Raw genomic sequence first — 25,243 nt, forward strand, 5'->3', positions numbered from 1 at the left:
GTAACATGTACAAAAATTTACTTGGATTTATTTTAATCCAATTATTTTCATACGGACTATTTGCTCAAGAAGTAACGGTTAAAGATATCTCTACCGGAGAAAATCTTGAGGCAGTTACATTCAACTCCAATCAACCTAAAACGTCTGCAATCACCAATAATATAGGAATAGTTGACCTTTCTAACTTTAAAGAAGCAAGAAAAATCTTTATTAGAATGTTGGGTTATGAAACCTTAACATTAAGTTACGGTCAGATTGAAGAACTAGGTTTCAGACTATTTCTTACACCCGATAATACTTCACTCAACGAGGTGATTTTATCAGCTTCAAAGTGGGAAGAATCTAAAAAAAGTGTACCCAATTCAATTATAACTTTTAAACCAAAAGATATTATTTTGGCCAATCCACAAACGACAGCTGATTTACTAACCAACACCGGAAAAGTATTCATGCAAAAAAGCCAATTGGGAGGTGGTAGTCCAATGATTCGGGGTTTTGCAACGAATCGTGTTTTAATTAATGTTGACGGAATTCGAATGAATAACGCCATTTTCAGAAGTGGAAATGTGCAAAATGTAATTTCTATTGATGCGAATTCCATTCAAAATACAGAAGTAATCCTTGGCCCGGGTACTGTGATTTATGGTAGCGATGCTATTGGAGGAGTGATGAATTTTTACACCTTAGCTCCAGAATTTACAAACGATAAAAGTCAGTACTATTTTGGTAATGTCATGAGCCGTTGGTCCTCTGCCAACAATGAAAAAACGCTACATTTTGATTTGAATGTAGCTTCAGAAAAATGGGCGTTTGTTACCTCTGCATCCTTTAGTGACTTTGAAGATTTACGAATGGGAAATCATGGCCCGGATGCTTATACCCGACCGGATTATGTTCAAACTATTAATGGCGTTGATGAAATCATCACCAATGACAACCGCGAAATGCAAGTTGCTTCTGGTTATAATCAAATTAATTTTATACAAAAGGTAGCATATAAACCAAACGAATTTTGGTATTTTAAGTATGCACTTCACTATTCAACCACTTCCGATTTTAATCGTTATGACCAATTATTAAGGCGGAGAGATGGAAATCTACGCTTTGCAGAATGGTACTATGGTCCGCAAGAATGGACCATGCATCACTTAAAAATAAAGTATTCAAAAGGAAACAAATGGTTTGACAAGGCCCAATTTAATGCTGGCTTTCAACAATTTGAAGAAAGTCGACACAACCGAAACTTTAATAGCTTAACTCGAAACAGTACTATTGAAAATGTTGATGCTTTTTCAATTAATTTTGATTTTATCAAAAAATTTGGTTCAAAAAACAGAATTTCTTATGGTTCAGAATACATATTAAATTATGTAAATTCAATAGGTTTTCAGAAGAATATTGAAACGCAAGATCAAATTAATGCACCTTCTCGCTATCCGGATGGTTCGAGATGGCAATCGTTAGCGGCGTATTTACAATATGAAAATAAATTGTCTAAAAAATTTACATTTCAATCCGGAATACGTTTCAATCAAATTTGGTTGGATGCCACTTTTGATAAAACCTTTGTAAACTATCCGTTTGACAAAACAAATATCAACACGAGTGCTTTTACAGGAAGTTTGGGTTTTACCTATTTAGCGGCAAAAAATACAGCCTTATTTTTTAATGCAGGAACAGCCTTTCGTTCACCTAATGTAGATGATGTTGGAAAAATTTATGAAAGCACACCCGGAAATTTAGTGGTTCCCAATCCCAATTTAGAATTTGAATATGCGTACAATATCGAAATTGGAATCCAACAAAAAATAGGAAAATCAATCTCGTTTGATGTCACCGGTTTTTATACACATGTAATTGATGCTTTAGTACGAAGAGATTTCACGTTAAACGGAGAAAGCACCATTGAATTTCAAGGTGAAGTAAGTAACATCCAAGCCATACAAAATGCTGCAAAAGCAAATGTTTATGGAATTCAAGCGGGATTAAATGTGGAACTTCTACCCTATTTACATTGGAAAACCAATGCTAATTGGACTAAAGGTGAGGAAGAATTGGACAATGGTGATACCGCTCCGCTTCGCCATGCTGCCCCGTTTTTTGGAGATTCTCGGATCAGTTTGAAGTTGAATAAATGGACAACGGATTTGTTTTTGGTTTATAATTCACAAGTAAAAGCCGAAGATTTAGCCCCTTCAGAAGTTGAAAAAGATTATTTATATGCAACCGATAAAAATGGAAATCCGTTTGTGCCGAGTTGGTACACTTTAAATCTTAAATCGGTCTACAAACTCAATGAAAGTTGGTCGTTTTCCGGCGGAATAGAAAATATCACTGATCAACGCTATCGCCCTTATTCATCAGGAATTACTGCTCCAGGGAGAAATTTTATTTTATCAGTACGCACTGCGTTTTAGAATAAAACTAATAACAAAAAAATCCTACCACTCGAGATGATAGGATTTTGTTTATTCATAATAAAGTAAGCTTATTTTTTACTCCATTCAGCAATACTGTCTTTGTTCATTTTCACATAATCTGAATTACCAGCTTTTTCAGCAGCTTCTAATGATAATTTAGCGGTCTCAATTGCTCCTTTCTTATCACCTGCTTTTGCTTGGATTTGCGATTTTAAACGGTTGTACCAAAATGGTGTTCCTTTAGCAGCTGTCATTTCAGTTGCTTTGTTTACATATTCCAAAGCTTTAGCAATATCACCATTTGATTGGTAATAATATTGTGCAGAAGAAAAATAATCACCCGCTGTTGGTCCTGCTAATACTTTTTCGATATTTGACATGGCTGTCTTTTTGGTGGGTACTTCAATTTTTACAGCAGCTACTGTTTTTTCCCAAGCAAACTCCAAGTGAGCAAAATCATTATCTACGTTATTCAAAGAAATAGTAAAAGTTTCAACATTTCGGTTTAATGTTTCCGGTTTTACATTCACACGAGCTGCTACTTTAGCTTCATCAAATTTTTCAGGTGTTCCCCAGTTTTCGGTATCGGTGTAGAAAATAACTTCCCAATTATCTACTTTTGGAGTTACAAAAAGAGCATATTTCCCTTTCTTTAATGTTTTTCCATCTACCGTAACATCATCACTAAAGGAAATCATTGAATTTTGATTGGCACCGGTTCTCCACATTTTTCCAAATGGTACTAAATCGCCAAAAACAGCTCTTCCTTTTGCACTCGGACGACTGTAATCAATTTCAACTTCTGTTAATCCAACAGTTTGTTCAAAAGTTGCTCTAGGGCTTGCCGCCGGTGTTTTAACTTGTGCTGTTACGGCTAAAGAAGCAACAAAAAAAACTGCTGCTAGAATTGTTTTTTTCATAATTAAATAAGTTTTGTTAATTCTTCAAATTTACGTTTTCCAATTCGCAGAAACTGTTAAAGAAAATATAAATCGAAAACTTTTTGTTTAACTTTTATGATAAAATAATAAACAATAATTATCTTTACAGAAAAAATGAAAATTTATACCTTGCACACCAAACAAAATCTCCCGATAACACTCAATGAAGCTTGGGAATTTTTATCAAGTCCAAAGAACTTAAAAACAATTACTCCCGATTACATGGGATTTAACATCTTAAGTGGAGCCGAAAAGCCCATGTTTCCCGGACAAATCATACAATATATTGTTACACCGGTATTAGGAATTCCTACAAAATGGGTTACTGAAATTACACATGTAGTAGACAAACAGTATTTTGTAGATGAACAACGATTCGGACCTTATGCTTTGTGGCATCACAAACATTTTTTAAAAGAAATACCCGGTGGTGTGGAAATGGAAGACATAGTAGATTATAAACTTCCGATGGGAATTTTAGGTCAAATGGTACATCCCATTTTAGTTAAACCTAAATTAAAAGAAATCTTTGACTATAGACAAAAAAAATTAATTGAGCTTTTTGGTGAATATAAAAGATAAACGATGAAAAATATTTTATTAATTGGCGGTTCGTACGGAATTGGTTATGCTATCGCCAAAGAATTACAATTTGAATGCAAAGTATTTGTTGCTTCAAGAACATTTGAAAATAAGGAAGATTTACGAATCACTCATATTCCCTTTGATGCTTCATCCGATTCGTTGGACACCTCTCAACTTCCTGAAGTGATTGACGGTTTGGTCTATTGTCCGGGGAGTATTAATTTAAGACCATTCAAAGGCATAAAACCGGAAACTTTTGAAGCAGATATGCAAATTAATTTTATTAGTATGGTGAAAGTTATTCAGACCATTTTACCAAATTTATCGGCCTCAAACCAATCTAGTATTGTGCTTTTTAGTAGTGTAGCTGCAACAATGGGAATGCCATTTCACACCAGTGTGGCAGCCGCCAAAGGTGCGATTGAAGGCTTTGCAAAAGCACTTGCTGCCGAATATACTCCGAAAATTAGAGTCAATGTCATTGCACCTTCCTTAACAGATACACCATTAGCTGATAAATTTTTGAATAATGATGTGAAACGTGAAAAATCAGCTGAACGTCATCCGCTCAAGCGGTTTGGGACAGCAGATGATTTAGCTCAAATGGCAACATTCCTTTTGAGTTCCAAAAGTAGTTGGATTTCGGGACAAATTTTTCATGTAGATGGAGGTATGTCCACTTTACTTGTAAATGGCTAACTTTGAACGATCACCCATTATCATAAACCCATTACCAAACTTATGACAATTTTCTGGTTTCGTAGAGATTTACGTTTAGATGACAACATTGGTTTGTATCACGCTTTAACAAGTGGCGATGAAGTATTGCCTATTTTTATTTTTGATGAAGCAATCTTATCACAATTACCAAAGGATGATGCTCGGGTAACATTTATTCATGATCGAATTACAACTATTCAACATCAATTAAAGGAAATCGGAAAATCATTGGCTGTTTTTCATGGTAATCCAAATGAAATTTTTGAAAAATTAATTCGTGAACAAAAAATAAATTCAGTATACACCAACCATGATTATGAACCGTATGCACGAAAACGAGATAAAGAAATTTATCAATTATTCAAAGAACACGCAATTGAGTTTAAAACTAGTAAAGATCAAGTGATTTTTGAAAAAAGTGAAGTGGTTAAGGATGACGGATTACCTTATGTTGTTTACACTCCTTATTCGAGAAAATGGAAAGAAAAATTTAAAACTATCCCTTTAGTTCATTACGAATCAGAAAAAAAATTAGCTGAAATTTCAAACCACTCCTACCCTTTTTTAAGTTTAAAAGAGATTGGATTTGAACCCTCTCCTATCAAAGTCGCTCCCTTTGATATTTCAGATAAATTAATTTCAAATTATGAAGCTACCCGAAATTTTCCGGCTGTTAAGGGTACATCTATGCTGGGAATATATTTGCGTTTTGGAGCCGTTTCCATCCGAAAAATGGTGGCAAAAGCCATTGAAAACAATAACGAAACCTTTTGGAATGAATTGATTTGGCGGGAATTTTTCATGCAAATTTTATGGCATTTTCCGCACACTATCAATAAAAGTTTCAAAGAAAAATACGATGCCATTCGTTGGAACAATAACGAAACCGATTTTAAAAATTGGTGCGAAGGTAAAACCGGTTACCCAATTGTAGATGCCGGCATGCGGGAATTGAATACAACCGGACACATGCACAACCGCGTTCGGATGATTGTCGCCAGTTTTTTATGTAAACATCTTTTAATCGATTGGCGATGGGGCGAGGCATATTTCGCTTTAAAGCTATTGGATTACGAACAAGCCAGTAATATTGGCAACTGGCAATGGTCGGCCGGTTCAGGTGTTGATGCCGCACCGTATTTCAGAATTTTTAATCCGACAGAGCAAATCAAAAAGTTTGATAAAGATTGGAAATACATCAAAAAATGGGTGCCTGAAGTAGAAACTTCTGCGTATGCCAAACCCATTGTAGACCACAAAGAAGCGAGAGAACGTTGTTTGAAAGTGTACAAAGAAGCCGTTGGATAAATAAATCAATAAAATGAACATCGTTTGGTTCAAAAGAGATTTGCGATTATTCGATAACGAAGCTCTTTTTCGAGCTTTGGAATCGAATGAACCAACGCTTTTGATTTACATTTTTGAACCTTCGCTATTAAATGACCATCATTACAGTACACGACATTTTGATTTTATCAAACAATCGTTGGAAGACTTACAAAATCAATTAAAATCTTTACAAACGGAAATTTTAATCATTGAAAGTGAAGCAGTTAATGCCTTTGATAAAATCAATCAAATTCAATCCATTTCCACTCTATATTCTCATCAAGAAACCGGAATTCAACTCACTTTTGATCGGGACAAAGCGGTTTTACGTTTTTGTCAAAAACATCAAATTCAATGGAAAGAATTTATTACTAATGGTGTAAAACGAGGTTTATCCAATCGAAAAACTTGGCGTGATGATTGGGTCGAATTTATGGAATTACCGCAATTTTCTTTTCAACCAAACATAAAGTCATTTGTTACAAAAGAGGAATTAAATCATTTAAAAACTGCTTTTAAAACTGTTTCACTTTCAACTCCAAAAAACACTCCTTTTCAAAAAGGTGGCACCACAACCGGAGTTCGGTATTTAAAATCTTTTTTGGAAGAACGAGTCGTTAATTACAGTCGGCATATTTCTAAACCTGAATTAGGAAGACACAGTTGCAGCCGAATTTCACCTTATATCGCTTGGGGAAATCTTTCGATTCGACAAGTCATTCAATTGAGTATGCAATTCAGGGCTCAAAAGAAAAATGTGAGACAAATTGATAATTTTACTTCTAGATTGCGGTGGCAAGCTCATTTTATTCAAAAATTTGAAATGGAATGTCACATGGAATTTATTGCCGTAAACAAAGGATATCGCAACCTCAATCAAACCGTTAATCTTAAATTTCATCAAGCTTGGGTGGAAGGAAAAACAGGCGTTCCATTGGTAGATGCGTGCATACGATGTTTGAATACAACCGGCTATTTGAATTTCAGGATGCGGGCTTTGGTGGTTTCCTTTTACACCCATCATTTGTTTCAACCTTGGCAAAATTGTAGTCCGCACTTGGCTAGACAATTTTTAGATTTTGAACCCGGCATTCATTATCCGCAAATTCAGATGCAAGCGGGAGTTACGGGAATCAATACGTTACGCGTTTATAATCCGGTGAAAAACTCTTATGAACATGACCCTGAAGGCATTTTTATTCGAAAATGGGTGCCGGAACTTGCCAAAATTCCAACCGAATTTATTCATGAACCTTGGAAATTAACACCGATTGAACAAATGTTGTATGATTTTGAATTGGGTACAGATTATCCTTTTCCGATTGTGAATTTGGAAGAAGCCCGGCGGTTTTCAAGTGATTTTTTCTGGTCGATGCGAAAAGAAAAAGAAGTCAAAAAAGATAGTTCTCGGATAATTGAAAAACATACTTTGCCCGACAGAGAAGCTCAATAATTTAGTGTTTTATAAAACGAATTTTTTCAAAACTCAATTCATTAAAATGCGATATAACTTTATCAGCTAATGAATAATCTTGAAGTTTAGAGTGAAAACTATCGTAACCCACACAATAAATTCCGGCAGCTTTGGCAGCCATAATTCCATTGGTACTGTCTTCAATCACTATGCAATGTTCCACCGGAGTTTGAGCCAATTCGGCTGCTTTTTGAAAAATGGCAGGATGCGGTTTTGATTTCGGAAAATCTTCTCCGGAGACTTTGTGGGTAAAATATTTATCCAAATCAAATCGGTTGAATATACGTTGAATCGTAACATTGGCGGAAGAAGAAGCCAAAATCAGTTGCATGCCGTTTTGATGTAACTCTTGGATTAAATCTTCCACTCCATCCAACAAATACAAATCCTCTTTTTGGTCAAATGCGTCATTGAAAAGATTGCGTTTCACTTCTACCAAATCCAATACATCTTCTTTCAAACCATAAACGGACTTGAGACGTTCGTAAATATTTTTGGTCGAATTTCCGGTAAACGAAGCATACATTTCGGGCGAAACTTCAATGTTTAATTGCTTAAAATGGTGTTGATACGCAAAATGATGCACCGGTTCGGTGTCAACGATTACGCCATCCATGTCGAAAATTACGGTTTGTATCATAGGGAGTTGCTTAGAATCTGAGTGCCTGAGTTGCTGAGATGCTGAGTAGGTTAAATGATTTTGAAAATATTTTATTTTTTTATTTGTACTATTTGATTTCTATTCTTTTGAAATTGAAAATTTGCAGATAATTAACTCAGTAACTTAGTTACTCAGCAACTATCGCTTCAACAAATACTTCACTACCGTTTCTGCTGCATGTAAGCCAAACAAGCACGGCATCCAACTATTAGTTCCGTAGAAAGACTTTTTAAAATTTTTTCCATCGGTTATTTTTAGACTGGTTTCATCCGGCATTTCGGTAGAATACACCGCTTTTATACCTGAAGAAATACCTTCTTTTTTCAATCGCTTGCGGATGTTTTTCGCTAATGGGCAATACTCGGTTTTGCTGATGTCGCGTACTTTCACTTTAGCTGATTCATACTTTCCACCGGCACCCATGTTACTGATGACTTTTACTTTTTTGCGTTTGGAAGCAATCAATAAATTGAGTTTTGGCGTAATGCTATCGATGCAATCTAATACATAATCAAAATCAGAAGTAACCAGCTCAAATGCTCGTTCGGGAGACAAAAATTCCTCCACACGTGTGAGATTCAATTCGGGATTAATGTCCATCAAACGGTCGCCCACCACATGCACTTTTGGCATTCCAACGGTAGAATGTAAAGCCGGTAATTGTCGGTTGATGTTAGTAATATCCACGGTATCGCCATCCACAATAGTCATATTTCCAACGCCGGCACGGGCAAGAAACTCGGCGGCAAATGAGCCTACTCCACCCAATCCAACCACCAATACATTGGCGTTTTTTAAATTGTTTAATCCTTCCGTTTTAAATAAGAGCTCTGCTCGTTCTTGCCATTTAGCCATTTCTTTTAGTTTTCAGTTCTCAGTTCTCAGTCCTCAGTCGATTATTTCAAATGTAGTTTTTCAAAAGACAATCTATATCTATATTTACATTCTTTATTCAATATTACTTTTTTAGAACACAGATTTAAAAAATTTGAGAAATTCTGATAATTTAATTTTAAATCAGTTTTAATTGAAATACTTTTTCAAAATTGCTTGCCACATTCTCTTTTATTTCTTCTATTTCTATGTTTTTATAGTTTGCTGCTAAAGTATACACTTCTTCTAGCGATTCTTCAATGGTGTCAGTTTCCAGAAAAAATCTATCATTAGGCACCGATTGAAAAACAGTTTTTAATTCCGGATTTCGCAATAAATACTTTCCAAAAGAAAGATAGAATCCGTTATCCAAAAGCTGTTTTGCGGTTGGCTCATTTTTGGAAAATCCGTGAATAATCATAGGAACTTTAATGTTTAGTTCTTTTTTGATTTGGATAATTTCCTGAAAAGCGGCAACGCAGTGCAAAACTAAGGGTTTTTGGCATTTTTCTGCTAAAAAAATTTGGGCTTTGAATACTTTTATTTGAGTTTCTAATGGAATTTCAATGCGTTTGTCGAGTCCGCACTCGCCTAGAGCAAGACAATTATTTAAAGTTAATTTTTGTTCAATTGTTTGTAAATCATGACTTAATCTATCTTCATTGATATACCATGGATGAATTCCGATGGAATAAAAAGTTATTTTTTCATCAAATTCCCAAGGGTATTGATTGACTAATTCGAGAATGTTTTCTTGGTTGGTGTAATGGTGTGTATGAAGGTTGAATAATTTTGACATTTTTATTTTAACGGATTATATATGAATCAATTAATCTTCTCTATTTCATAAACCGTATTATAACTTGTACCTGCTGCAAACAAGAATAATAAAGCTCCCTCTCTGGAATAAGCTCCGTTAAAAATTAAATTACCGCTTTTGGATAAACCTATTCTTCTTTTTTTTACATCTATACCACCCCACAAGTAAGGAATTCCTTTAGATTCAAAATACTTATTATCTAAATAGAATAAACCATTTCTTTTAATTTTACCATTAATAATTTCTCTTGATTTGATAACATCATTGATCAAATAAATAATCTCAATTTGTTCAGAACTAATAAAACGTAAAGCAAACTTTTTATTACTATTTATAAATTCAATAGTATCAAGCTTAGAAAATTTAATTGGCTCGTTGACAAAAAGATTATATGTATTCATTTTTCTAAAGATGGAATCTGAAAAAAAATTCTTAGATTTTGAATAATAAACTGATTTAGGATTAACTGAATAAGTTCCATCCAAAAGTTGATAATTTTTTTGATTTAATTTTTGTAAATCATGCTTAAAATGTCTTTTTTTAAATGATGCACCACAGCTTGATAAATGAAGTGTCAAAAAAATTAAAAATATTACCCTTAAAAAACGATTCATCATTTTTGAATTGAATTAATTTACTTCTTAAACGCCTTTACCCCTGCTTTTATTTCCACTTTCAAATCGTTTTCTTCAGGAACAATTGGGCAAGAATATTTTTCGTTATAGGCACAATACGGATTGTAAGCTTGGTTGAAATCAATCGTCCAAGTGTTACCTTTTTGAATTTCCAAATCGATGTAGCGACCGCCGCCATAACTTTCTACTCCTGAAGTATAATCGGTAAAAGGCAGAAACAAACTGTTTTTGTAACCCGGTTTTTTCGAAAATTCTACATTTTGATAAACGTTTAATTGGCATGGAATTCCGTCGATTTCAAAATGGAGTTCACCATATTTTACATACAAAGGTTTGCGGGAAGTAGTGGTTTTCATTTCAAACGGTTTTTCCTTTTTGGTACGTTTGAAAGTTGCTTTTACAAAATACTTTTCAGCAATAGAAAAAAATTCCAACGCTTGAAAAACAGCCAAATCCTTTATCTTTAGTGGACTTTTAGCCGAATCAGCATAATGTTCATTCATGCTTTTTTGAAATTGAATGACTGAATCGCGTTCAAAATGTTGTTGGGAAAAAACGGAATGGGTAATTAACAAAAAAAGAACAAGCTTAGACATATTTTTCGTTTTTACATTTTGAGATTTTAACAAATTTAATAATCTAAATGAACTATTAATAATATTTTTCTATTGTATCAACTTTTAAGAAATAATTCAATTTATTTTCTCAATATTTAAAATTTCAAAATGGAGTTATTCTTGAAATATTTGAATACATCAGTGATAAGAATATTGAACAATAATCTGTAATTGGCTGATCTATAATCTGAAAAACAAAGTTTAAAGGATATTTATTTCATTATTAAATAATTCAAAACATTCGTTTCAATTCTCTCCTGAATATTTGAAATGTCTGCTTTTACAAATTTTTCACCAAGGATGTTTTCAAATAATTCGATGTATCTATCTGAAACGGTTTCAATGTAATCATCAGTCATGTTTGGAATCTGTTGCCCCTCTTTTCCTTGAAATCCATTTTCGATTAGCCAACGACGAACAAATTCTTTAGAGAGCTGCTTTTGTTCTTCATTATTATTTTGTCTTTCCTTATATCCATCGGCATAAAAATAACGGGAAGAATCAGGCGTGTGAATTTCATCAATCAAGACAATTTTTCCATCTTTAGTTTTTCCGAATTCATATTTAGTATCAACCAAAATTAATCCTCGTGAAGCAGCAATCTCAGTTCCACGTTGGTATAAAGCTCTTGTGTATTTTTCTAAAATTAGATAATCTTCCTCAGAAACGATACCTTTTGATAAAATAGCTTCACGTGAAATATCTTCATCATGCGAACCATTATCTGCTTTGGTTGTGGGTGTGATGATAGGTATTGGAAATTTATCATTCTCTTTCAAACCTTCGGGCATTTCTACACCACAAAGTAATCGTCTTCCGGCATCATATTCTCTGGCTGCATGACCGGACAAATAACCTCTAATGACCATTTCCACTTTAAAAGGCTCACATAAATGTCCAATAGCAACGTTTGGATCCGGAGTTGCAATGAGCCAATTCGGAACGATATCCTGAGTTAATTGCATAAACTTTGTGGCTATTTGGTTCAGAATTTGACCTTTATATGGAATTCCTTTTGGCATGACAACATCAAAGGCAGAAAGTCTGTCAGTAGCAATCATGACCAAAATTTCATCGTTAATGTTATAAACTTCTCTGACTTTGCCTCTGTAAACCGATTTCTGATTGGGAAAATTAAAATTTGTAGTAGTGATTGTGTTCATGGTCGTGTGTTGTTGTGAAGTGCAAAAGTAAAAATTATAACTTACTTTTTATTGATTACACGCTTTAAAAATTTGCATAAAAAAAGGACGGTCAAACCGTCCTTTAAAAATTTATTTTGAAAATAGTTAGAACATAATGTTATACGTTGCACCTATTCCAACCGCCTGAATATCAACATCATTTTCCGTAAATGAATGTTGATAGAAACCATAAATGTTCCATTTTTTGTTGTGGTATCCAATTTGTGGACTCACATACATTCCTCCACTGTTGTTGTCAACATTGGTTAAAAAACCATAACCTAAATCTGCTCCCACAAAAACACCTTCTGTTTGAAAGTAGTAACGAGCAAAACCTGCTAAGGGAATTAAACTAAAGTCTTCACCACCATCTTTTCCAAAAAAGTGGTTGTAACCGGACGCAACACCAATTCCAAAATGTGGCGTAACTAAGTACTGACCTCTCACATCGGCACCAACTGTAAAAGAAGTAAAATCGGCAGTATCACCCATTGGTAAACCAGCTTTTAAACCAGCTTTAAACCAAGAATTGTCAGTTGTAATATTCAAATCTTGTGCTTGTGAAAAAGCAAAACTTGCGGAAAACAAACTGAATACTAAAAAGATTTTTTTCATTTTTAATTTATTAATTAATGTTAATTATCCTCGTTATTTCAAATACTGTGCCAAATAGTAAATAAATTCTTATTTTACTGACTTTTAAAAGTTTACAAAATGGCAGTAAAAAGCCTTTCCTATTTTTTAAGGAAAGGCTTTAAATTAGTTAAAAATATATTTAATTGTAAGATTAATCCAGATTCTCAATACTTTTATAAGCGTCAATTACTTTTTTAACCAATCGATGACGTACTATGTCTTTGTCATCCAAATAAAGAATCCCGATTCCTTCCACATCTTTCAAAATCAATATAGCTTCTTTTAAACCCGAAATGGTTCTGCGAGGTAAATCCACTTGTCCCGGGTCACCAGTGATAATGAACTTTGCATTTTTTCCCATACGAGTTAAAAACATTTTCATTTGAGAATGGGTAGTATTTTGTGCTTCATCCAAAATCACAAAAGCATTATCCAGTGTTCTTCCTCGCATGAAAGCCAAGGGTGCAATTTGTATAATACCTTTTAAAATATAATCTTCCAACGTTTGTGGTGGCAACATATCACGCAAAGCATCATACAAAGGTTGCATATACGGATCCAGTTTTTCCTTCATATCCCCGGGAAGAAAACCTAAATTTTCACCCGCTTCAACAGCCGGACGAGTTAAAATAATTCGTTTTACTTGCTTTTCTTTTAATGCTTTCACAGCTAAAGCTACACCAGTGTATGTTTTTCCTGTTCCGGCAGGTCCGACTGCAAAAACCATGTCATTTTTGGTAACCAAATCAACTAATTTTTGTTGATTGGGAGTCATGGCTTTGATTAGTTTACCACCAATACCGTGAACTAAAATTTTGTCATGATCCGGCATGCGTTGTTCTTCTTGCGAATTACTTTGAATTACTCGATCAATAACGTTGGCATCAATATTATTGTAACGGGTAAAGTGAAGCATCAATCGGTTAAAACGATTTTCAAATTCATCCAACACTTCCTTCTCGCCGTAAGCCTTCAAGGTGGTTCCTCGGGCTACAATTTTTAGCTTTGGATAGTATTTTTTGATGGTTTCAAGATGGGTGTCTTGAGCTCCCCAAAACTCTTTTGGGGCAATGTCGTGTAGTTCAATAATTCTTTCGTTCAAAAGCAACAGTTTTAAAATTAAAAAATAGTTTTTAATTAGTAGATTTGCATCACTCAAATTTAAACAAAAAACTTCGTAGGTTCTACGAATAGTTATAAACAAAAAAATGTCAATAATTACGCTTACCACGGACTACGGACTCAAAGACCATTTTGTAGGTGCTTTGAAGGGTAAAATCATATCTGAATTTCCGGATGCTAAAATCATTGATGTTTCACATAATATTGACCCATTCAATGCTTCGGAAGCGAGTTATATCATTCAAGCTTCTTACAATAGTTTTCCTAAAGGAACGGTGCATTTGATTGGCGTTGATGCCGAACGTAATTCGGAAAACGAACACATCGCTATGCAATGGAACGATCACTTTTTTGTGTGTGCCGATAACGGAATATTGAGTATGTTGACACAACATATTGTTCCACAAAAAATTGTAGCCATCAACATTCACGATCGTTTATCGCAAGATGCAACCGACATGGATGTGTTTAAAACCGTAGCTTGCCATTTAGCAAAAGGTGGTTCTTTAAGCGTAATCGGTAAAGAAATTACAGCATTGAAACAAATTACCGATTTGCAACCTATTGTTTCAAAAGATGGAAATTCTATTAAAGGAAACGTGATTTATATTGATCATTTTGGAAATATTGTCATCAACATTTCTAAAAAACAATTTATTGAATTAGGAAAAGGAAGACCGTATGAAATTGATATTAAACCAAGACCGCTAAAAACAATTTTACCGAATTATTCCTCTATTGCTGTTTCAGATAAATTTCCGATTAAATATTATGAAGGTGAAAAATTAGCCATTTTCAACGAAGCCGGTTATCTGGAAATTGCCATATTTAGGAGCAATGCAGCGACCGTTGGCACAGCAACCAGTTTATTAGGAATCGGTTATCGAGATACCATTACCATCAATTTTAAATAAAAAATATGTTTGTTCGAATCGTAAAAATGAGTTTTCACGAAGAAAATATTCCGAAGTTTTTGGAAAATTTTGATTTAATGAAAGAAAAAATACGAAATGCTCCCGGAAATCGTTTGTTAGAATTATATCAGGATAAAAACAATCCCGAACTATTTTTCACCTACAGTTATTGGGAAACTGAAAACGATTTGGAAAACTACCGCAATTCTGAACTATTTTATGATGTTTGGCAGTTTACCAAAAAACTATTTAATGATAAACCTGAAGCGTGGAGTGTGGATAAATTAGTTTCTTTGGTTTAAGCTAGTTTAAATTGGTTTAATATTGTTCTTTTAAACTCTTAAACCTTTAAACTTTTAAACTTTTAAACTTTTAAACTTTTAAACCTAAAAAAATAAATGAAAGCAATTCTTCTTCGAGAAATAAAATCATTCTTTGGCTCACCCATTGGTTACATGGTGGTGGCGATTTTTTTAATTCTAAACGGACTTTTCCTTTGGGTTTTTGAAGGTGATTTTAATATTTTAAACAGCGGTTTTGCCGATTTGAATCCGTTTTTCACCTTAGCACCTTGGATTTTAATTTTCTTGATTCCCGCAGTAACGATGCGAAGTTTTTCGGATGAAAAGAAACAAGGAACGATTGAATTATTGCTTACTAAACCTTTGAGCAGTTGGCAAATTGTAAACGGAAAATTTATTGGAGCATTCCTATTGATTATCATAGCTCTAATTCCAACGTTGGTGTATGTTTTTGTGATTTCCAATTATGGTTCTCCCGAAGGAAGTTTCGATTTAGGAAGTACAGTTGGTTCTTATTTTGGATTGCTTTTCTTAGTTGCTTCTTACACATCTATTGGATTGTTTACTTCAACACTATCCGAAAATCAAATTGTTGCTTTTATTATTGCTGTCTTTTTGTGTTTTCTATTTTATTTTGGGTTTGAAGGCTTATCAACATTAACTGCTTCTTTTTCAGATTTTGTTGCTTCGTTGGGAATGGATTTTCACTACAAAAGCATCAGTCGTGGTGTCATTGATACCCGCGATGTTCTCTATTTTATTAGTGTGACGGTTTTATTTTTGGCCGCAACAGTGTATCAACTTAAATCCATGAAAAACTAATGAACAATCAAACCAAAAAAAATATACTCGCGTTTTTATTGCTTTTTGCTGTAATTATTGTCATTAATATAGTTGGAAATTTCTATTTCAAACGATTCGATTTAACACAAGACAAACGTTACACCTTATCAGAAAGCACCATCAAACTCATTGAAAACATTGAAGAGCCTGTCTTTATTGATGTTTTTTTAGAAGGTAATTTTCCCCCGGAATTCAAACGTCTTCAAAACGAAACCAAACAAATTTTGGAGGAATTCCGCAGTCATAATTCCAATCTAATTTTTCAGTTTACCAATCCGTTGGAAGACGAAAGTCAAGCTCAGCAATACGTTGAAGAGTTAATCAAATTAGGTTTCATGCCAACCAACATTAACAGCAATAAAAAAGGGAAAAAAGAAGTAATTCAAATATTTCCTTGGGCCATTGCTAACCAAAATGAGAAATCGGTTCGAGTACCGCTTTTGGTAAATAATTTTGGGAATTCTCCTTCTGAAAACATTAACAGTTCTGTACAATTATTAGAGTTTGCTTTTGCTGATGCGATTACGAAAATCACAACTGAGAAAAAGAAACGAATTGCCGTTTTGAAAGGGAATGGGGAAATGGCGGACAAATACCAAGCCGATTATCTACTGAATTTGAAAGAATACTATCAATTAGGTGAATTTAATTTTGATTCACTCCAAGATAATCCGCAAAAGATTCTGGAAAACCTAAATCGATTTGATGCTGCTCTTATTGTGAAACCGACTGAAGCCTTTTCGGATAACGAAAAATACATCTTAGATCAATTTGTGATGAATGGTGGAAAAAGCATGTGGCTGATGGATAAGGTGGTGGCCGATATCGATTCCCTTCAAAATGAAAACAATGCTGCTTTGGCTTATCCAAGAGAATTAAATTTAGATGATTTGTTTTTTAAATACGGTGTCCGAATAAATTATCAATTAGTGCAGGATTTGCTTTCGACTCCAATTACTGCTCAATCTGCTCAAGGTGATGTTCCAATTGATTGGTTGTATTCGCCGATTATTAAATCAGATAACAATCATACCGTTAATAAAAACATCAACCTGATAAAATTAGAATTTGCCAATACGCTGGATACATTAAAAAATGGTATTAAAAAGACAGTTCTACTAAAAAGTACTCCACAATCCAAAGCTGTTGGAGCTCCTCTTGAAGTGAATTTATATGAATTTATGGAAGGATTAGATGAACAATCATACAATAAAGGCAACCAAAATATTGGAGTTCTGTTGGAAGGAAAATTTACTTCCGGTTTTAAAAATAGGGTAAAACCTTTTCCCTCAAAGAACAATTTAGAGTCAGGAAAAGAGAATAAAATGATTGTGATTGCCGATGGCGATATTGTCAATTACAACTACGTTAACAAAAAACCGTTAAATGGTGGCATCGACCAATGGACACAACAAGCGTATGGCAATAAAGAATTTTTGTTGAACGCCATGAATTATCTGTTGGATGACAGCGGACTTATTAACATTAGAAATAAAGAAGTAAAATTAGCTTTTCTTGACAAAGAGAAAGTAGAAAAAGATTATACTTATATTCAACTCTTAACTGTTGGACTGCCAATACTATTGTTACTTCTTTTTGCCACTTTATTTGCTTATTTGCGAAAAAGAAAATATGCCCGATAGATGTTAATAAAATACTTTTTTTGTTTCAATACTTAACTTTATATTTGTGGGATATAAAAAATAAAAACCGAAATGAAGTTTATAGTATCGAGTTCGTATTTATTAAAGCAACTACAAGTTTTAGGTAGTGTGATAAACAGTAGCAATACCTTGCCTATTTTAGATAATTTTCTGTTTGAATTAAACAACAACAGTTTGGTTGTATCTGCTTCTGATTTAGAAACAACCATGTCTGCCACACTTGAAATTGATAGTAAAAGTGAAGGAAGTGTAGCTGTACCCGCAAAATTATTATTAGAAATTCTAAAAACATTCCCTGAACAACCTCTAACGTTTACGGTGGAAGAGAATAATACTATTGAAATCAGTTCCAATTCCGGAAAATATGCCTTGGCCTATGCATCCGGTGATGAATTCCCAAAAGCAGTTGTATTAGATGATCCATCTTCTACGTTAGTACCTGCGGAAGTTTTAGCTACAGCCATCAGCAAAACTATTTTTGCGGCCGGAAACGATGATTTACGTCCGGTAATGTCCGGTGTTTTCTTCCAATTTTCTCCCGAAGGATTAATTTTTGTGGCAACCGATGCTCACAAATTGGTAAAATATTCTCGCACAGATGTAAAAGCTTCAGAAGTAGCCGATTTTATTATGCCTAAGAAGCCATTAAATATTTTAAAAGGTATTTTAGGAACTTCAGATAGTGAAGTAAAAATTGAATACAACGATAGTAACGCTGTTTTCTCCTTTGATAATTATATGTTGGTTTGTCGTTTAATTGATGGGAAATATCCAAACTACGAAGCGGTAATTCCAAAGGAAAACCCAAATAAATTGCACATCGACAGAACACAATTTTTGAGTTCAGTGCGTCGTGTGGCTATCTTTTCTAATAAAACAACACATCAAATTCGTCTTAAAATTGCCGGAACTGAATTAAATATTTCAGCAGAAGATATAGACTACTCGAACAAAGCTGAAGAAAGACTAACGTGTGATTATCAAGGTGATGACATGCAAATTGGATTTAACTCTCGCTTTTTAACGGAAATGTTAAACAACCTTCAATCCGATGAAATTCAATTGGAAATGTCGTTGCCAAACCGTGCCGGAATTCTTACTCCTGTTGATGGATTAGATGAAGGCGAAGTAATCACGATGTTGGTTATGCCGGTTATGTTAAATAATTAATATATTAATATCATTTTTTCAAAAAAATCGTATTTTTTTTATTAATACGATTTTTTTTGTGTCTTTATTTTAAGTGTTTTTACATAAGGAGAAACCGAAAATCCGTAAAAGAGTAGGATAACCAATATCAATAAATAATGAAAAAAAATGTTTTAGCAGCGATTATCTGTCTTAGTTTCGCTATCAATGCAACCGCACAAAAACTAGATAAATTTGGAGCAGATTTAGGTAAAAAAAGTCTAATGGGAAAAGAGGTTAGAGTACCTTATACAGACCTTTCCAGTTACTTTGGATTTGTAAAACCGGGAACTGCACCAGATGAAGTAGTAAATGGAAAAAAAATGTACTATGTTTATGTTTGGATACCTGTTGCTGCACCGGAAATTGGAATTCGAATGATTTCTCCTGTTCCAGAAGGAACAAAAACTACCGATAAAGACATCGTTTCTGCTGATTACACTGCCAATGCAGCTGATACGAAAAGTTATTTTGACACATGGATATCTTTTGAAAGAGCCGAAAGCGTTTTAAGACTAGAGGATGTTGCTACAAAAGCTAAAACAACAAAATGGATTTCTATCGAACAAAATGACGATTCAAGTGAGATGCCAGCTCAACCTTCGGGAAGTAAATACAATTCACTTATGAGAATTACAAGTGATACTTCAAATCCAACAAAATCGTTAGTTATGGGATTATACCGAATCGGATTTACTACTTATAAAAGAGGAGAAGTAACCGGTAGTTTCCTTGCACAAATTGGGGCACCGATTAAACTACCGGGTGTACAAATTGCGGCAAAACCGGAACAGATTGTTGTAAAATAAACTATAATTAATAAAAAATTAAAAAGCCGAAGATTGATTTTTTCGGCTTTTTTAATTTATAAACTAGTTTGCAATATATTCACAAGATGCTTGCAATCCTAACGGAATTCCCAAAGCATAATAAATCAAAAGAAATGTCATCCAAAAACCATAAAAGCAATGGAATTAGGAATAATTATGTAGACCAAAGTCCTGATTCGGGTGCTCTTCACGTATTTTTGACAATACTCTACTGCCAAAGGAAAATAGGGCATTAACGGAGTTACAATGTTAGATACAGAATCCCCAACTTGAAAGGAAACTTGTGTTTAGTTCGGTATGGACATTAATGACCCCAACTTTAGCAAAATCATCGAAACTAACAGAGCCAACTTAACAGGAGTGGTTGTTGTCAATTAGTGTCTGCTCATAAATTACATATAGTAAAACTATTAAAAATAGTACTAGTCGTGAGGAGTTGAAACGCAAAGCCCGCCCGAACGGTCTATCCTAAACTACTCTCATGTATAGCTAACAAAGGTACTTGCACGTGATAAGATAGTTTTTGTGTAAGACTTTGCTTGAACAATTCTTCAAAAAAGCCTCGTTTATAATTGAGCATGGCCAACATATCAACGTTATAAGAATCTACAAAATTAAGAATGGTTTGTTTTACATTTTCATCTTCAATAATATGAAAAACAACTTTATCGTCTTTAAAGAGAAATTTCCAATCTTCGATGATTACGGGATTTACGTCTGTTTTTTTAGTTTTAACATACAAACAATGAACTTTTGCATCAAATAGCTTAGCCAATTCAATAACTTTTTTAAGAGCTTTTAAATCTTTTTCACGAAATCTGGTTGTAAAAACAACATTTTGAATTCCATTATATTCTGAACTTTGAGGAACTCCGATAACATAGGCTTCCAATTCTGTCATTACACTTCCGGTATTTGAACCTAAAAAAGTTTCTTTGAGACCGGTTGCTCCTTTGGTTCCCATCACCACATAATCAATGCTCTCCTCCTTCGTTACTTTTTTAATTGTCCAAATAAGATCACCGTGCTTTAGAATATTACTGATTTTAACGTGACCTAAATCATGTTTCTCGGCGATTTCCCGGAGCAATGGAATTTGGTCTTTAAAATTTTCAAAATTTTCTAATTCGATACTATCATACACTTCTTTGAGTGTGTTGGGTAATCCTCCCATGTGAAGTTGCGGAAGTTCATAAGCGTGAAGTGTAATCAACTCCGCTTTTATCGCATCAGCTAATTTTAGAGCATAAACAAAAGCATTATTAGAGGCTTCTGAAAAATCGGTTGGGAAAAGTATTCGTTTCATAATAGTTAGTTTTTTATGTTTCAGTAGTCGTTTGTCGGGATATCTTCCATCTTTATTCAAAGTAAAGTTAGGCATTAAGATTCAATTTCAAACTGATAATTGTCAGTTATAACATTTAATTAAGATGAAAAGCGATTAACTCATTGCAATAATTTAAACCTTTCTCACTTGTCAATTCTGCTATTATTACTATTTTTGATAAAATTTACTTTTTATGCTTAAAGTTGGCGTTTTAGGTGCTGGACACCTTGGAAAAATACACTTGCGGTTACTCAATCAATCTTCCAAATACGAATTAGTTGGCTTTTATGACGAAAATGCAGAATATGCTGAGAAAATTGCGGCTGAATTTGGTTACAAACGTTTTGATACAATTGCCAAATTAATACACGCGGTGGATGTGATTGATATAGTTACTCCTACCCTTTCGCACTATAAATGTGCTAAAGTTTCGATTAAATCGGGCAAACATGTTTTTATTGAAAAACCGATTTCCACAACGGTGGAAGAAGCAGAAGAAATTATTGCTTTAGCGAAAGAATATAATGTTAAAGGCCAAGTTGGTCATGTGGAGCGGTTTAATCCGGCATTTATTGCGGTGAAAAATCAAATTGATAATCCGATGTTTATTGAAACCCATCGTTTGGCGGAATTTAATCCGAGAGGAACGGATGTTCCGGTGGTTTTGGATTTGATGATTCATGATATTGATGCGATTTTGAGTGTGGTGAAATCGAAAGTAAAAGCCGTTCATGCGAGTGGTGTTTCAGTATTGAGTCAGTCACCTGATATTGCCAATGCTCGAATTGAGTTTGAAAATGGTTGTGTGGCAAATGTGACTTCAAGCCGCATTTCGATGAAAAACATGCGTAAATCACGTTTTTTTCAAAAAGATGCTTACATCTCGGTGGACTATTTGGACAAAGTGTGTGAAGTGGTAAAAATGAAAGATGCACCTGAAGTTCCGGGTGATTTTGATATGATTTTACAAAATGCGGAAGGTGTGAAAAAACAAATTTATTTTGACAATCCGGAGGTTTCGATGAACAATGCCATTTTGGATGAATTGGAAACGTTTGCCGATGCAATCAACAATAATACTACTCCGGTTGTAACGTTGGAAGATGGAACGGAGGCTTTGAGAGTGGCGTATATGATTATTGATTCGATGGGGAAATAAAATCAGAGATTTTTAAATTTTATATGTCTAAAATCATAAAATTTCCAGATGGTTCTTCATATGAAGGGGAACTTAAAGATGAAATGTATCATGGAAATGGAAAATATATTTTTCCTGATGGCTCTTTTTATGAAGGAGAGTTTCATGAAAATAAGTTTGACGGTTTTGGAAAATTAATTCATGTAAATGGAGAAATTTATGAAGGCCTTTTCGAAGAAGATAATTATAATGGTTTTGGTCATTATTTTTATTCTAATGGAAATGTTTACATTGGTAATTGGTTAAATGGTGAGAGGAATGGTGAGGGTAAAATGGAATATAAAAAAGGAAATGTTTTTATTGGAAATTGGTTAGATGGAAAAGAGAATGGATATGGAAAATATACTTATTCTAATGGTAGTTACTATGAAGGAAATTGGATAAACGGTCTAGAAAATGGATTTGGAAAAATAGTATTTGATAAAGATAGTTACTATGAAGGAAATTGGGTAGATGGAGAATGGAATGGATATGGAAAATGCACTTATTCTGATGGTAGTTACTATGAAGGAAATTGGATTAATGGAGAATGGAATGGATTTGGAAAATATACTTATTCTGATGGTAGTTACTATGAAGGAAATTGGATTGATGGAGAAGAGAATGGATTAGGAAAATACAATTATTCTAATGATAGTTACTATTATGGAAATTGGAATGATGGAGAAAAGAATGGATTTGGAATAAGAAAATATGAAGATGAAACCTCTTATGAAGGTAATTGGAAAGATGGCAAAAAAAATGGTTTTGGGAAAGAGGTTTATAGTAATGGAGATTGTTATGAAGGAAATTGGTTAGATGATTTTAAAAATGGATTTGGTAAATATGCTTGGAATAATGGTCAAATTTATATAGGTGACTTTGAGAATAACAAATTAAATGGTTTCGGAAAGATAACATATTTAGACGGTGAAATTTTTATTGGTAAATTCATTAATGGTAAAAGACAAATCGAGAAAAAAAAGGACAAAAAGAAAAACAAGGACAAGGAAAAACATATTAAAAATAATAAACCAAGTCAAAAAACGAAATATTACTTATTTTTTGATACCGAAACCACAGGACTTCCTAAAAATTGGAAAGCTCCTATAACTGATTTTAATAATTGGCCCAGACTAGTTCAATTAGCTTATATCTTATATGATGAAGATGGAAATAAAATTGAGGAAAACGATTTTATAATAAAGCCTGATGGATTTTCAATACCAAAAGAAGCTTCTAAAGTGCATGGAATAACAACTGAAATAGCAATTGAAGAAGGATATTCTATTGATTATGTTTTAGGGATTTTTCAAGAGTTAATCCAAAAAACAGAATATCTAGTTGCTCATAATATCTCTTTTGATGAAAAAATTATGGGATGCGAATTTCTTAGAAATGATTATGAAAACTTAATCAACAATAAGAAAAAGATATGTACAATGGAAAAAACAACAAACTTTTGCAAACTAGATGGACCTTATGGTTATAAATGGCCAAAACTATCCGAACTACACCAAAAAATATTTGGTTATGTTTTTGATGAAGCTCATGATGCTTCAGTTGACATTAAAGCAACTGCTAAATGTTTCTGGGAATTAAGAAATAGAAAAATATTGTAGCAAAAATTATGGAAGAAAATGAAATTATAGAATTGATTGAAATTTTAAATATAGAATAATGACTAAAGAAGAAATTGACCAAATAAGTAAATTAATAGATTTGTATATCAATGATATTAAATTTGAAAATTTAAAAGAAATCGAAGAAATATTAGTATGTGGAAATGAACGATTTTGTTTTTTTGATAATATTGACATTTTTTTTGAACATTATCAGAGTTTTTCTAAAATTAAAAATTTAGAAAAAACAAAACTTGAAATGATTTTAGATTATTTTGCATTTAATAAATATATAAAAAAACAAAATACGAATTTTTCAAAAGAAAATAAACATGAACGCTTCCATTTAGAAGACGAAGAATACTTTTATACTGTTTTAGAAACTTATAAGAATAAAACAAACTAAAAATACAATGAAAACAATCGCAGTAATCGGAGCAGGAACGATGGGAAATGGAATTGCCCACACGTTTGCTCAAAGCGGATTTACCGTAAAACTTATTGATATTTCTGAAAAATCGTTGGAAAAAGGAATGGCAACGATTGCCTCCAACTTGGATAGAATGGTTACAAAAGGAACCATTTCGGAAGACGACAAACACAAAACCATTTCCAATATTATTACATATACCGACATCAAAGATGGTGTTGTGGGAACGGATTTAGTAGTAGAAGCTGCAACTGAAAACGTTGGTTTAAAAATGAATATTTTCAAACAATTGAGTGAGGTTTGCGACCACAATGTGATTTTGGCAACCAATACTTCTTCTATTTCCATCACGCAAATTGCGGCTCAAGTGGTGCATTCTGAACGTGTAATTGGCATGCATTTTATGAATCCGGTGCCAATTATGAAATTGGTTGAAATTATTCGCGGGTACAACACTTCGGATGAGGTGACCAAAATCATCATGGATTTATCAGTAAAATTAGGCAAAACGCCAACGGAAGTGAACGACTACCCCGGTTTTGTGGCGAATCGTATTTTAATGCCAATGATTAATGAATCCATTGAAACGTTGTATAACGGCGTTGCCGGAGTACAGGAAATTGATACAGTAATGAAACTCGGAATGGCTCACCCGATGGGACCTTTACAACTAGCTGATTTTATTGGTTTGGATGTTTGTCTCTCCATTTTAAATGTGATGTATGACGGTTTCAAAAACCCTAAATATGCTCCTTGCCCACTTTTAGTAAATATGGTAATGGCCGGAAAATTAGGTGTAAAATCCGGAGAAGGATTTTATGATTATTCGGAGAGTAAAAAAGCAGAGAAAGTATCAAAACAATTTTCAAAATAATTATTCACTTACGATAAGTCGGAACAAAAATTCCGACTTACTTTTTTTCTCAATT

The 25,243-nt window shown here is 33.6% G+C and carries 25 protein-coding genes and 1 pseudogene; 15 read left to right on the forward strand and 11 right to left on the reverse strand.

The genetic code is table 11. The features are described 5' to 3' along the window. Window positions 1-5: 5 nt before the first annotated feature. Window positions 6-2,417, forward strand: coding sequence for a TonB-dependent receptor plug domain-containing protein (locus ACIQ0M_RS04570; RefSeq protein WP_396150182.1), 2,412 nt, complete (start codon window positions 6-8; stop codon window positions 2,415-2,417). 71 nt (window positions 2,418-2,488) lie between these two features. Here the strand turns inward: ACIQ0M_RS04570 and ACIQ0M_RS04575 are convergent, their stop codons facing one another. Beyond that, window positions 2,489-3,340 carry a DUF2911 domain-containing protein gene (locus ACIQ0M_RS04575; protein ID WP_396150184.1) on the reverse strand — a complete coding sequence of 284 codons (852 nt, stop codon included), beginning with the start codon at window positions 3,338-3,340 and terminating at the stop codon, window positions 2,489-2,491. 135 nt (window positions 3,341-3,475) lie between these two features. Here ACIQ0M_RS04575 and ACIQ0M_RS04580 point away from each other — a divergent pair, with 135 nt between their 5' ends. The 4 genes from ACIQ0M_RS04580 to ACIQ0M_RS04595 are packed head-to-tail and all read left to right on the forward strand — an operon-like array spanning window position 3,476 to window position 7,448. Further along, entirely contained in the window at window positions 3,476-3,943 is a 468-nt protein-coding gene (locus ACIQ0M_RS04580; protein WP_396150186.1) for a cell division inhibitor, read from the forward strand. A gap of 3 nt (window positions 3,944-3,946) precedes the next feature. Continuing rightward, complete coding sequence (locus tag ACIQ0M_RS04585; protein ID WP_396150188.1) at window positions 3,947-4,645, forward strand: SDR family NAD(P)-dependent oxidoreductase; 699 nt, start codon at window positions 3,947-3,949, stop codon at window positions 4,643-4,645. 42 nt (window positions 4,646-4,687) lie between these two features. Continuing rightward, window positions 4,688-5,974, forward strand: coding sequence for a cryptochrome/photolyase family protein (locus ACIQ0M_RS04590; RefSeq protein ID WP_396150190.1), 1,287 nt, complete (start codon window positions 4,688-4,690; stop codon window positions 5,972-5,974). A gap of 13 nt (window positions 5,975-5,987) precedes the next feature. Then, window positions 5,988-7,448, forward strand: a complete 1,461-nt coding sequence (locus tag ACIQ0M_RS04595) for a deoxyribodipyrimidine photo-lyase/cryptochrome family protein (protein WP_396150192.1) — start codon at window positions 5,988-5,990, stop codon at window positions 7,446-7,448. Between the two features lies 1 nt (window position 7,449). On the opposite strand, the gene ACIQ0M_RS04600 is transcribed toward ACIQ0M_RS04595, so the two are convergent. The 8 genes from ACIQ0M_RS04600 to ACIQ0M_RS04635 form a co-directional block, all read right to left on the reverse strand. Beyond that, a complete protein-coding gene (locus ACIQ0M_RS04600; protein ID WP_396150194.1) occupies window positions 7,450-8,109 on the reverse strand; it encodes an HAD family hydrolase in 660 nt (219 codons plus the stop codon). Window positions 8,110-8,268: 159 nt separating this feature from the next. Beyond that, window positions 8,269-8,985, reverse strand: a complete 717-nt coding sequence (locus ACIQ0M_RS04605; protein ID WP_396150196.1) for a ThiF family adenylyltransferase — start codon at window positions 8,983-8,985, stop codon at window positions 8,269-8,271. 157 nt (window positions 8,986-9,142) lie between these two features. Further along, a complete protein-coding gene (locus tag ACIQ0M_RS04610) occupies window positions 9,143-9,802 on the reverse strand; it encodes a TatD family hydrolase (RefSeq protein ID WP_396150198.1) in 660 nt (219 codons plus the stop codon). 26 nt (window positions 9,803-9,828) lie between these two features. Beyond that, entirely contained in the window at window positions 9,829-10,440 is a 612-nt protein-coding gene (locus tag ACIQ0M_RS04615) for a hypothetical protein (protein WP_396150200.1), read from the reverse strand. Window positions 10,441-10,457: 17 nt separating this feature from the next. Next, complete coding sequence (locus ACIQ0M_RS04620; protein WP_396150202.1) at window positions 10,458-11,054, reverse strand: DUF1684 domain-containing protein; 597 nt, start codon at window positions 11,052-11,054, stop codon at window positions 10,458-10,460. Window positions 11,055-11,287: 233 nt separating this feature from the next. Continuing rightward, entirely contained in the window at window positions 11,288-12,238 is a 951-nt protein-coding gene (locus ACIQ0M_RS04625) for a phosphoribosylaminoimidazolesuccinocarboxamide synthase (RefSeq protein WP_396150204.1), read from the reverse strand. Window positions 12,239-12,364: 126 nt separating this feature from the next. Next, window positions 12,365-12,874 (reverse strand): hypothetical protein, encoded by a 510-nt coding sequence (locus ACIQ0M_RS04630; protein ID WP_396150206.1) that lies wholly within the window; start codon window positions 12,872-12,874, stop codon window positions 12,365-12,367. A gap of 172 nt (window positions 12,875-13,046) precedes the next feature. Continuing rightward, window positions 13,047-13,997 carry a PhoH family protein gene (locus ACIQ0M_RS04635; RefSeq protein WP_396150208.1) on the reverse strand — a complete coding sequence of 317 codons (951 nt, stop codon included), beginning with the start codon at window positions 13,995-13,997 and terminating at the stop codon, window positions 13,047-13,049. A 106-nt stretch (window positions 13,998-14,103) separates the two neighbouring features. Between ACIQ0M_RS04635 and ACIQ0M_RS04640 the strand changes: the two genes are divergently transcribed. The 6 genes from ACIQ0M_RS04640 (at window position 14,104) to ACIQ0M_RS04665 (ending at window position 19,737) form a co-directional block, all read left to right on the forward strand. Beyond that, the gene (locus tag ACIQ0M_RS04640) at window positions 14,104-14,931 is read left to right on the forward strand and encodes an S-adenosyl-l-methionine hydroxide adenosyltransferase family protein (RefSeq protein WP_396150210.1); all 828 of its coding nucleotides are present in this window, start codon (window positions 14,104-14,106) and stop codon (window positions 14,929-14,931) included. A gap of 5 nt (window positions 14,932-14,936) precedes the next feature. Continuing rightward, complete coding sequence (locus ACIQ0M_RS04645) at window positions 14,937-15,233, forward strand: putative quinol monooxygenase (protein ID WP_396150212.1); 297 nt, start codon at window positions 14,937-14,939, stop codon at window positions 15,231-15,233. A gap of 96 nt (window positions 15,234-15,329) precedes the next feature. Continuing rightward, window positions 15,330-16,055: a gliding motility-associated ABC transporter permease subunit GldF gene (gene gldF, locus ACIQ0M_RS04650; protein WP_396150214.1), complete on the forward strand. Its 726-nt coding sequence runs from the start codon at window positions 15,330-15,332 to the stop codon at window positions 16,053-16,055. After that, window positions 16,055-17,719 (forward strand): gliding motility-associated ABC transporter substrate-binding protein GldG, encoded by a 1,665-nt coding sequence (gene gldG / locus ACIQ0M_RS04655; protein ID WP_396150216.1) that lies wholly within the window; start codon window positions 16,055-16,057, stop codon window positions 17,717-17,719. The genes gldF and gldG overlap by 1 nt, the downstream gene beginning before the upstream one ends. Before the next feature lie 72 nt (window positions 17,720-17,791). Continuing rightward, window positions 17,792-18,910, forward strand: coding sequence for a DNA polymerase III subunit beta (gene dnaN, locus ACIQ0M_RS04660; RefSeq protein WP_396150218.1), 1,119 nt, complete (start codon window positions 17,792-17,794; stop codon window positions 18,908-18,910). Between the two features lie 137 nt (window positions 18,911-19,047). Then, on the forward strand, window positions 19,048-19,737 hold the full coding sequence (locus ACIQ0M_RS04665) for a LipL32 family surface lipoprotein (protein WP_396150220.1): 690 nt from the start codon (window positions 19,048-19,050) through the stop codon (window positions 19,735-19,737). A 137-nt stretch (window positions 19,738-19,874) separates the two neighbouring features. Here ACIQ0M_RS04665 and ACIQ0M_RS04670 read toward each other — a convergent pair. Beyond that, window positions 19,875-20,033, reverse strand: a pseudogene (locus ACIQ0M_RS04670) (AbgT family transporter); the annotation flags it as partial. 188 nt (window positions 20,034-20,221) lie between these two features. Continuing rightward, window positions 20,222-21,064: a universal stress protein gene (locus ACIQ0M_RS04675; RefSeq protein ID WP_396150222.1), complete on the reverse strand. Its 843-nt coding sequence runs from the start codon at window positions 21,062-21,064 to the stop codon at window positions 20,222-20,224. 214 nt (window positions 21,065-21,278) lie between these two features. Here ACIQ0M_RS04675 and ACIQ0M_RS04680 point away from each other — a divergent pair, with 214 nt between their 5' ends. Genes ACIQ0M_RS04680 through ACIQ0M_RS04695 form a run of 4 tightly spaced genes read left to right on the forward strand, consistent with a single transcriptional unit; the run spans window position 21,279 to window position 25,188 of the window. After that, window positions 21,279-22,244, forward strand: coding sequence for a Gfo/Idh/MocA family protein (locus tag ACIQ0M_RS04680; RefSeq protein ID WP_396150224.1), 966 nt, complete (start codon window positions 21,279-21,281; stop codon window positions 22,242-22,244). A gap of 23 nt (window positions 22,245-22,267) precedes the next feature. After that, the gene (locus tag ACIQ0M_RS04685) at window positions 22,268-23,884 is read left to right on the forward strand and encodes an exonuclease domain-containing protein (RefSeq protein ID WP_396150227.1); all 1,617 of its coding nucleotides are present in this window, start codon (window positions 22,268-22,270) and stop codon (window positions 23,882-23,884) included. A 58-nt stretch (window positions 23,885-23,942) separates the two neighbouring features. After that, window positions 23,943-24,290, forward strand: a complete 348-nt coding sequence (locus ACIQ0M_RS04690) for a hypothetical protein (protein WP_396150229.1) — start codon at window positions 23,943-23,945, stop codon at window positions 24,288-24,290. Window positions 24,291-24,297: 7 nt separating this feature from the next. Continuing rightward, entirely contained in the window at window positions 24,298-25,188 is an 891-nt protein-coding gene (locus tag ACIQ0M_RS04695) for a 3-hydroxyacyl-CoA dehydrogenase family protein (RefSeq protein WP_396150232.1), read from the forward strand. Window positions 25,189-25,243 lie beyond the last annotated feature (55 nt).

Origin of the sequence: Flavobacterium sp. (genome assembly GCF_044339515.1) — a bacterium.
Taxonomy (GTDB): domain Bacteria; phylum Bacteroidota; class Bacteroidia; order Flavobacteriales; family Flavobacteriaceae; genus Flavobacterium.

What these genes read in the sequence shown, in the direction of transcription:
- ACIQ0M_RS04570 (WP_396150182.1), top strand. Translation starts at nt 6, where the DNA reads ATGTACAAAAATTTACTTGGATTTATTTTAATCCAATTATTTTCATAC.
- ACIQ0M_RS04575 (WP_396150184.1), bottom strand. Translation starts at nt 3,340, where the DNA reads ATGAAAAAAACAATTCTAGCAGCAGTTTTTTTTGTTGCTTCTTTAGCC.
- ACIQ0M_RS04580 (WP_396150186.1), top strand. Translation starts at nt 3,476, where the DNA reads ATGAAAATTTATACCTTGCACACCAAACAAAATCTCCCGATAACACTC.
- ACIQ0M_RS04585 (WP_396150188.1), top strand. Translation starts at nt 3,947, where the DNA reads ATGAAAAATATTTTATTAATTGGCGGTTCGTACGGAATTGGTTATGCT.
- ACIQ0M_RS04590 (WP_396150190.1), top strand. Translation starts at nt 4,688, where the DNA reads ATGACAATTTTCTGGTTTCGTAGAGATTTACGTTTAGATGACAACATT.
- ACIQ0M_RS04595 (WP_396150192.1), top strand. Translation starts at nt 5,988, where the DNA reads ATGAACATCGTTTGGTTCAAAAGAGATTTGCGATTATTCGATAACGAA.
- ACIQ0M_RS04600 (WP_396150194.1), bottom strand. Translation starts at nt 8,109, where the DNA reads ATGATACAAACCGTAATTTTCGACATGGATGGCGTAATCGTTGACACC.
- ACIQ0M_RS04605 (WP_396150196.1), bottom strand. Translation starts at nt 8,985, where the DNA reads ATGGCTAAATGGCAAGAACGAGCAGAGCTCTTATTTAAAACGGAAGGA.
- ACIQ0M_RS04610 (WP_396150198.1), bottom strand. Translation starts at nt 9,802, where the DNA reads ATGTCAAAATTATTCAACCTTCATACACACCATTACACCAACCAAGAA.
- ACIQ0M_RS04615 (WP_396150200.1), bottom strand. Translation starts at nt 10,440, where the DNA reads ATGATGAATCGTTTTTTAAGGGTAATATTTTTAATTTTTTTGACACTT.
- ACIQ0M_RS04620 (WP_396150202.1), bottom strand. Translation starts at nt 11,054, where the DNA reads ATGTCTAAGCTTGTTCTTTTTTTGTTAATTACCCATTCCGTTTTTTCC.
- ACIQ0M_RS04625 (WP_396150204.1), bottom strand. Translation starts at nt 12,238, where the DNA reads ATGAACACAATCACTACTACAAATTTTAATTTTCCCAATCAGAAATCG.
- ACIQ0M_RS04630 (WP_396150206.1), bottom strand. Translation starts at nt 12,874, where the DNA reads ATGAAAAAAATCTTTTTAGTATTCAGTTTGTTTTCCGCAAGTTTTGCT.
- ACIQ0M_RS04640 (WP_396150210.1), top strand. Translation starts at nt 14,104, where the DNA reads ATGTCAATAATTACGCTTACCACGGACTACGGACTCAAAGACCATTTT.
- ACIQ0M_RS04645 (WP_396150212.1), top strand. Translation starts at nt 14,937, where the DNA reads ATGTTTGTTCGAATCGTAAAAATGAGTTTTCACGAAGAAAATATTCCG.
- gldF (WP_396150214.1), top strand. Translation starts at nt 15,330, where the DNA reads ATGAAAGCAATTCTTCTTCGAGAAATAAAATCATTCTTTGGCTCACCC.
- gldG (WP_396150216.1), top strand. Translation starts at nt 16,055, where the DNA reads ATGAACAATCAAACCAAAAAAAATATACTCGCGTTTTTATTGCTTTTT.
- dnaN (WP_396150218.1), top strand. Translation starts at nt 17,792, where the DNA reads ATGAAGTTTATAGTATCGAGTTCGTATTTATTAAAGCAACTACAAGTT.
- ACIQ0M_RS04665 (WP_396150220.1), top strand. Translation starts at nt 19,048, where the DNA reads ATGAAAAAAAATGTTTTAGCAGCGATTATCTGTCTTAGTTTCGCTATC.
- ACIQ0M_RS04675 (WP_396150222.1), bottom strand. Translation starts at nt 21,064, where the DNA reads ATGAAACGAATACTTTTCCCAACCGATTTTTCAGAAGCCTCTAATAAT.
- ACIQ0M_RS04680 (WP_396150224.1), top strand. Translation starts at nt 21,279, where the DNA reads ATGCTTAAAGTTGGCGTTTTAGGTGCTGGACACCTTGGAAAAATACAC.
- ACIQ0M_RS04685 (WP_396150227.1), top strand. Translation starts at nt 22,268, where the DNA reads ATGTCTAAAATCATAAAATTTCCAGATGGTTCTTCATATGAAGGGGAA.
- ACIQ0M_RS04690 (WP_396150229.1), top strand. Translation starts at nt 23,943, where the DNA reads ATGACTAAAGAAGAAATTGACCAAATAAGTAAATTAATAGATTTGTAT.
- ACIQ0M_RS04695 (WP_396150232.1), top strand. Translation starts at nt 24,298, where the DNA reads ATGAAAACAATCGCAGTAATCGGAGCAGGAACGATGGGAAATGGAATT.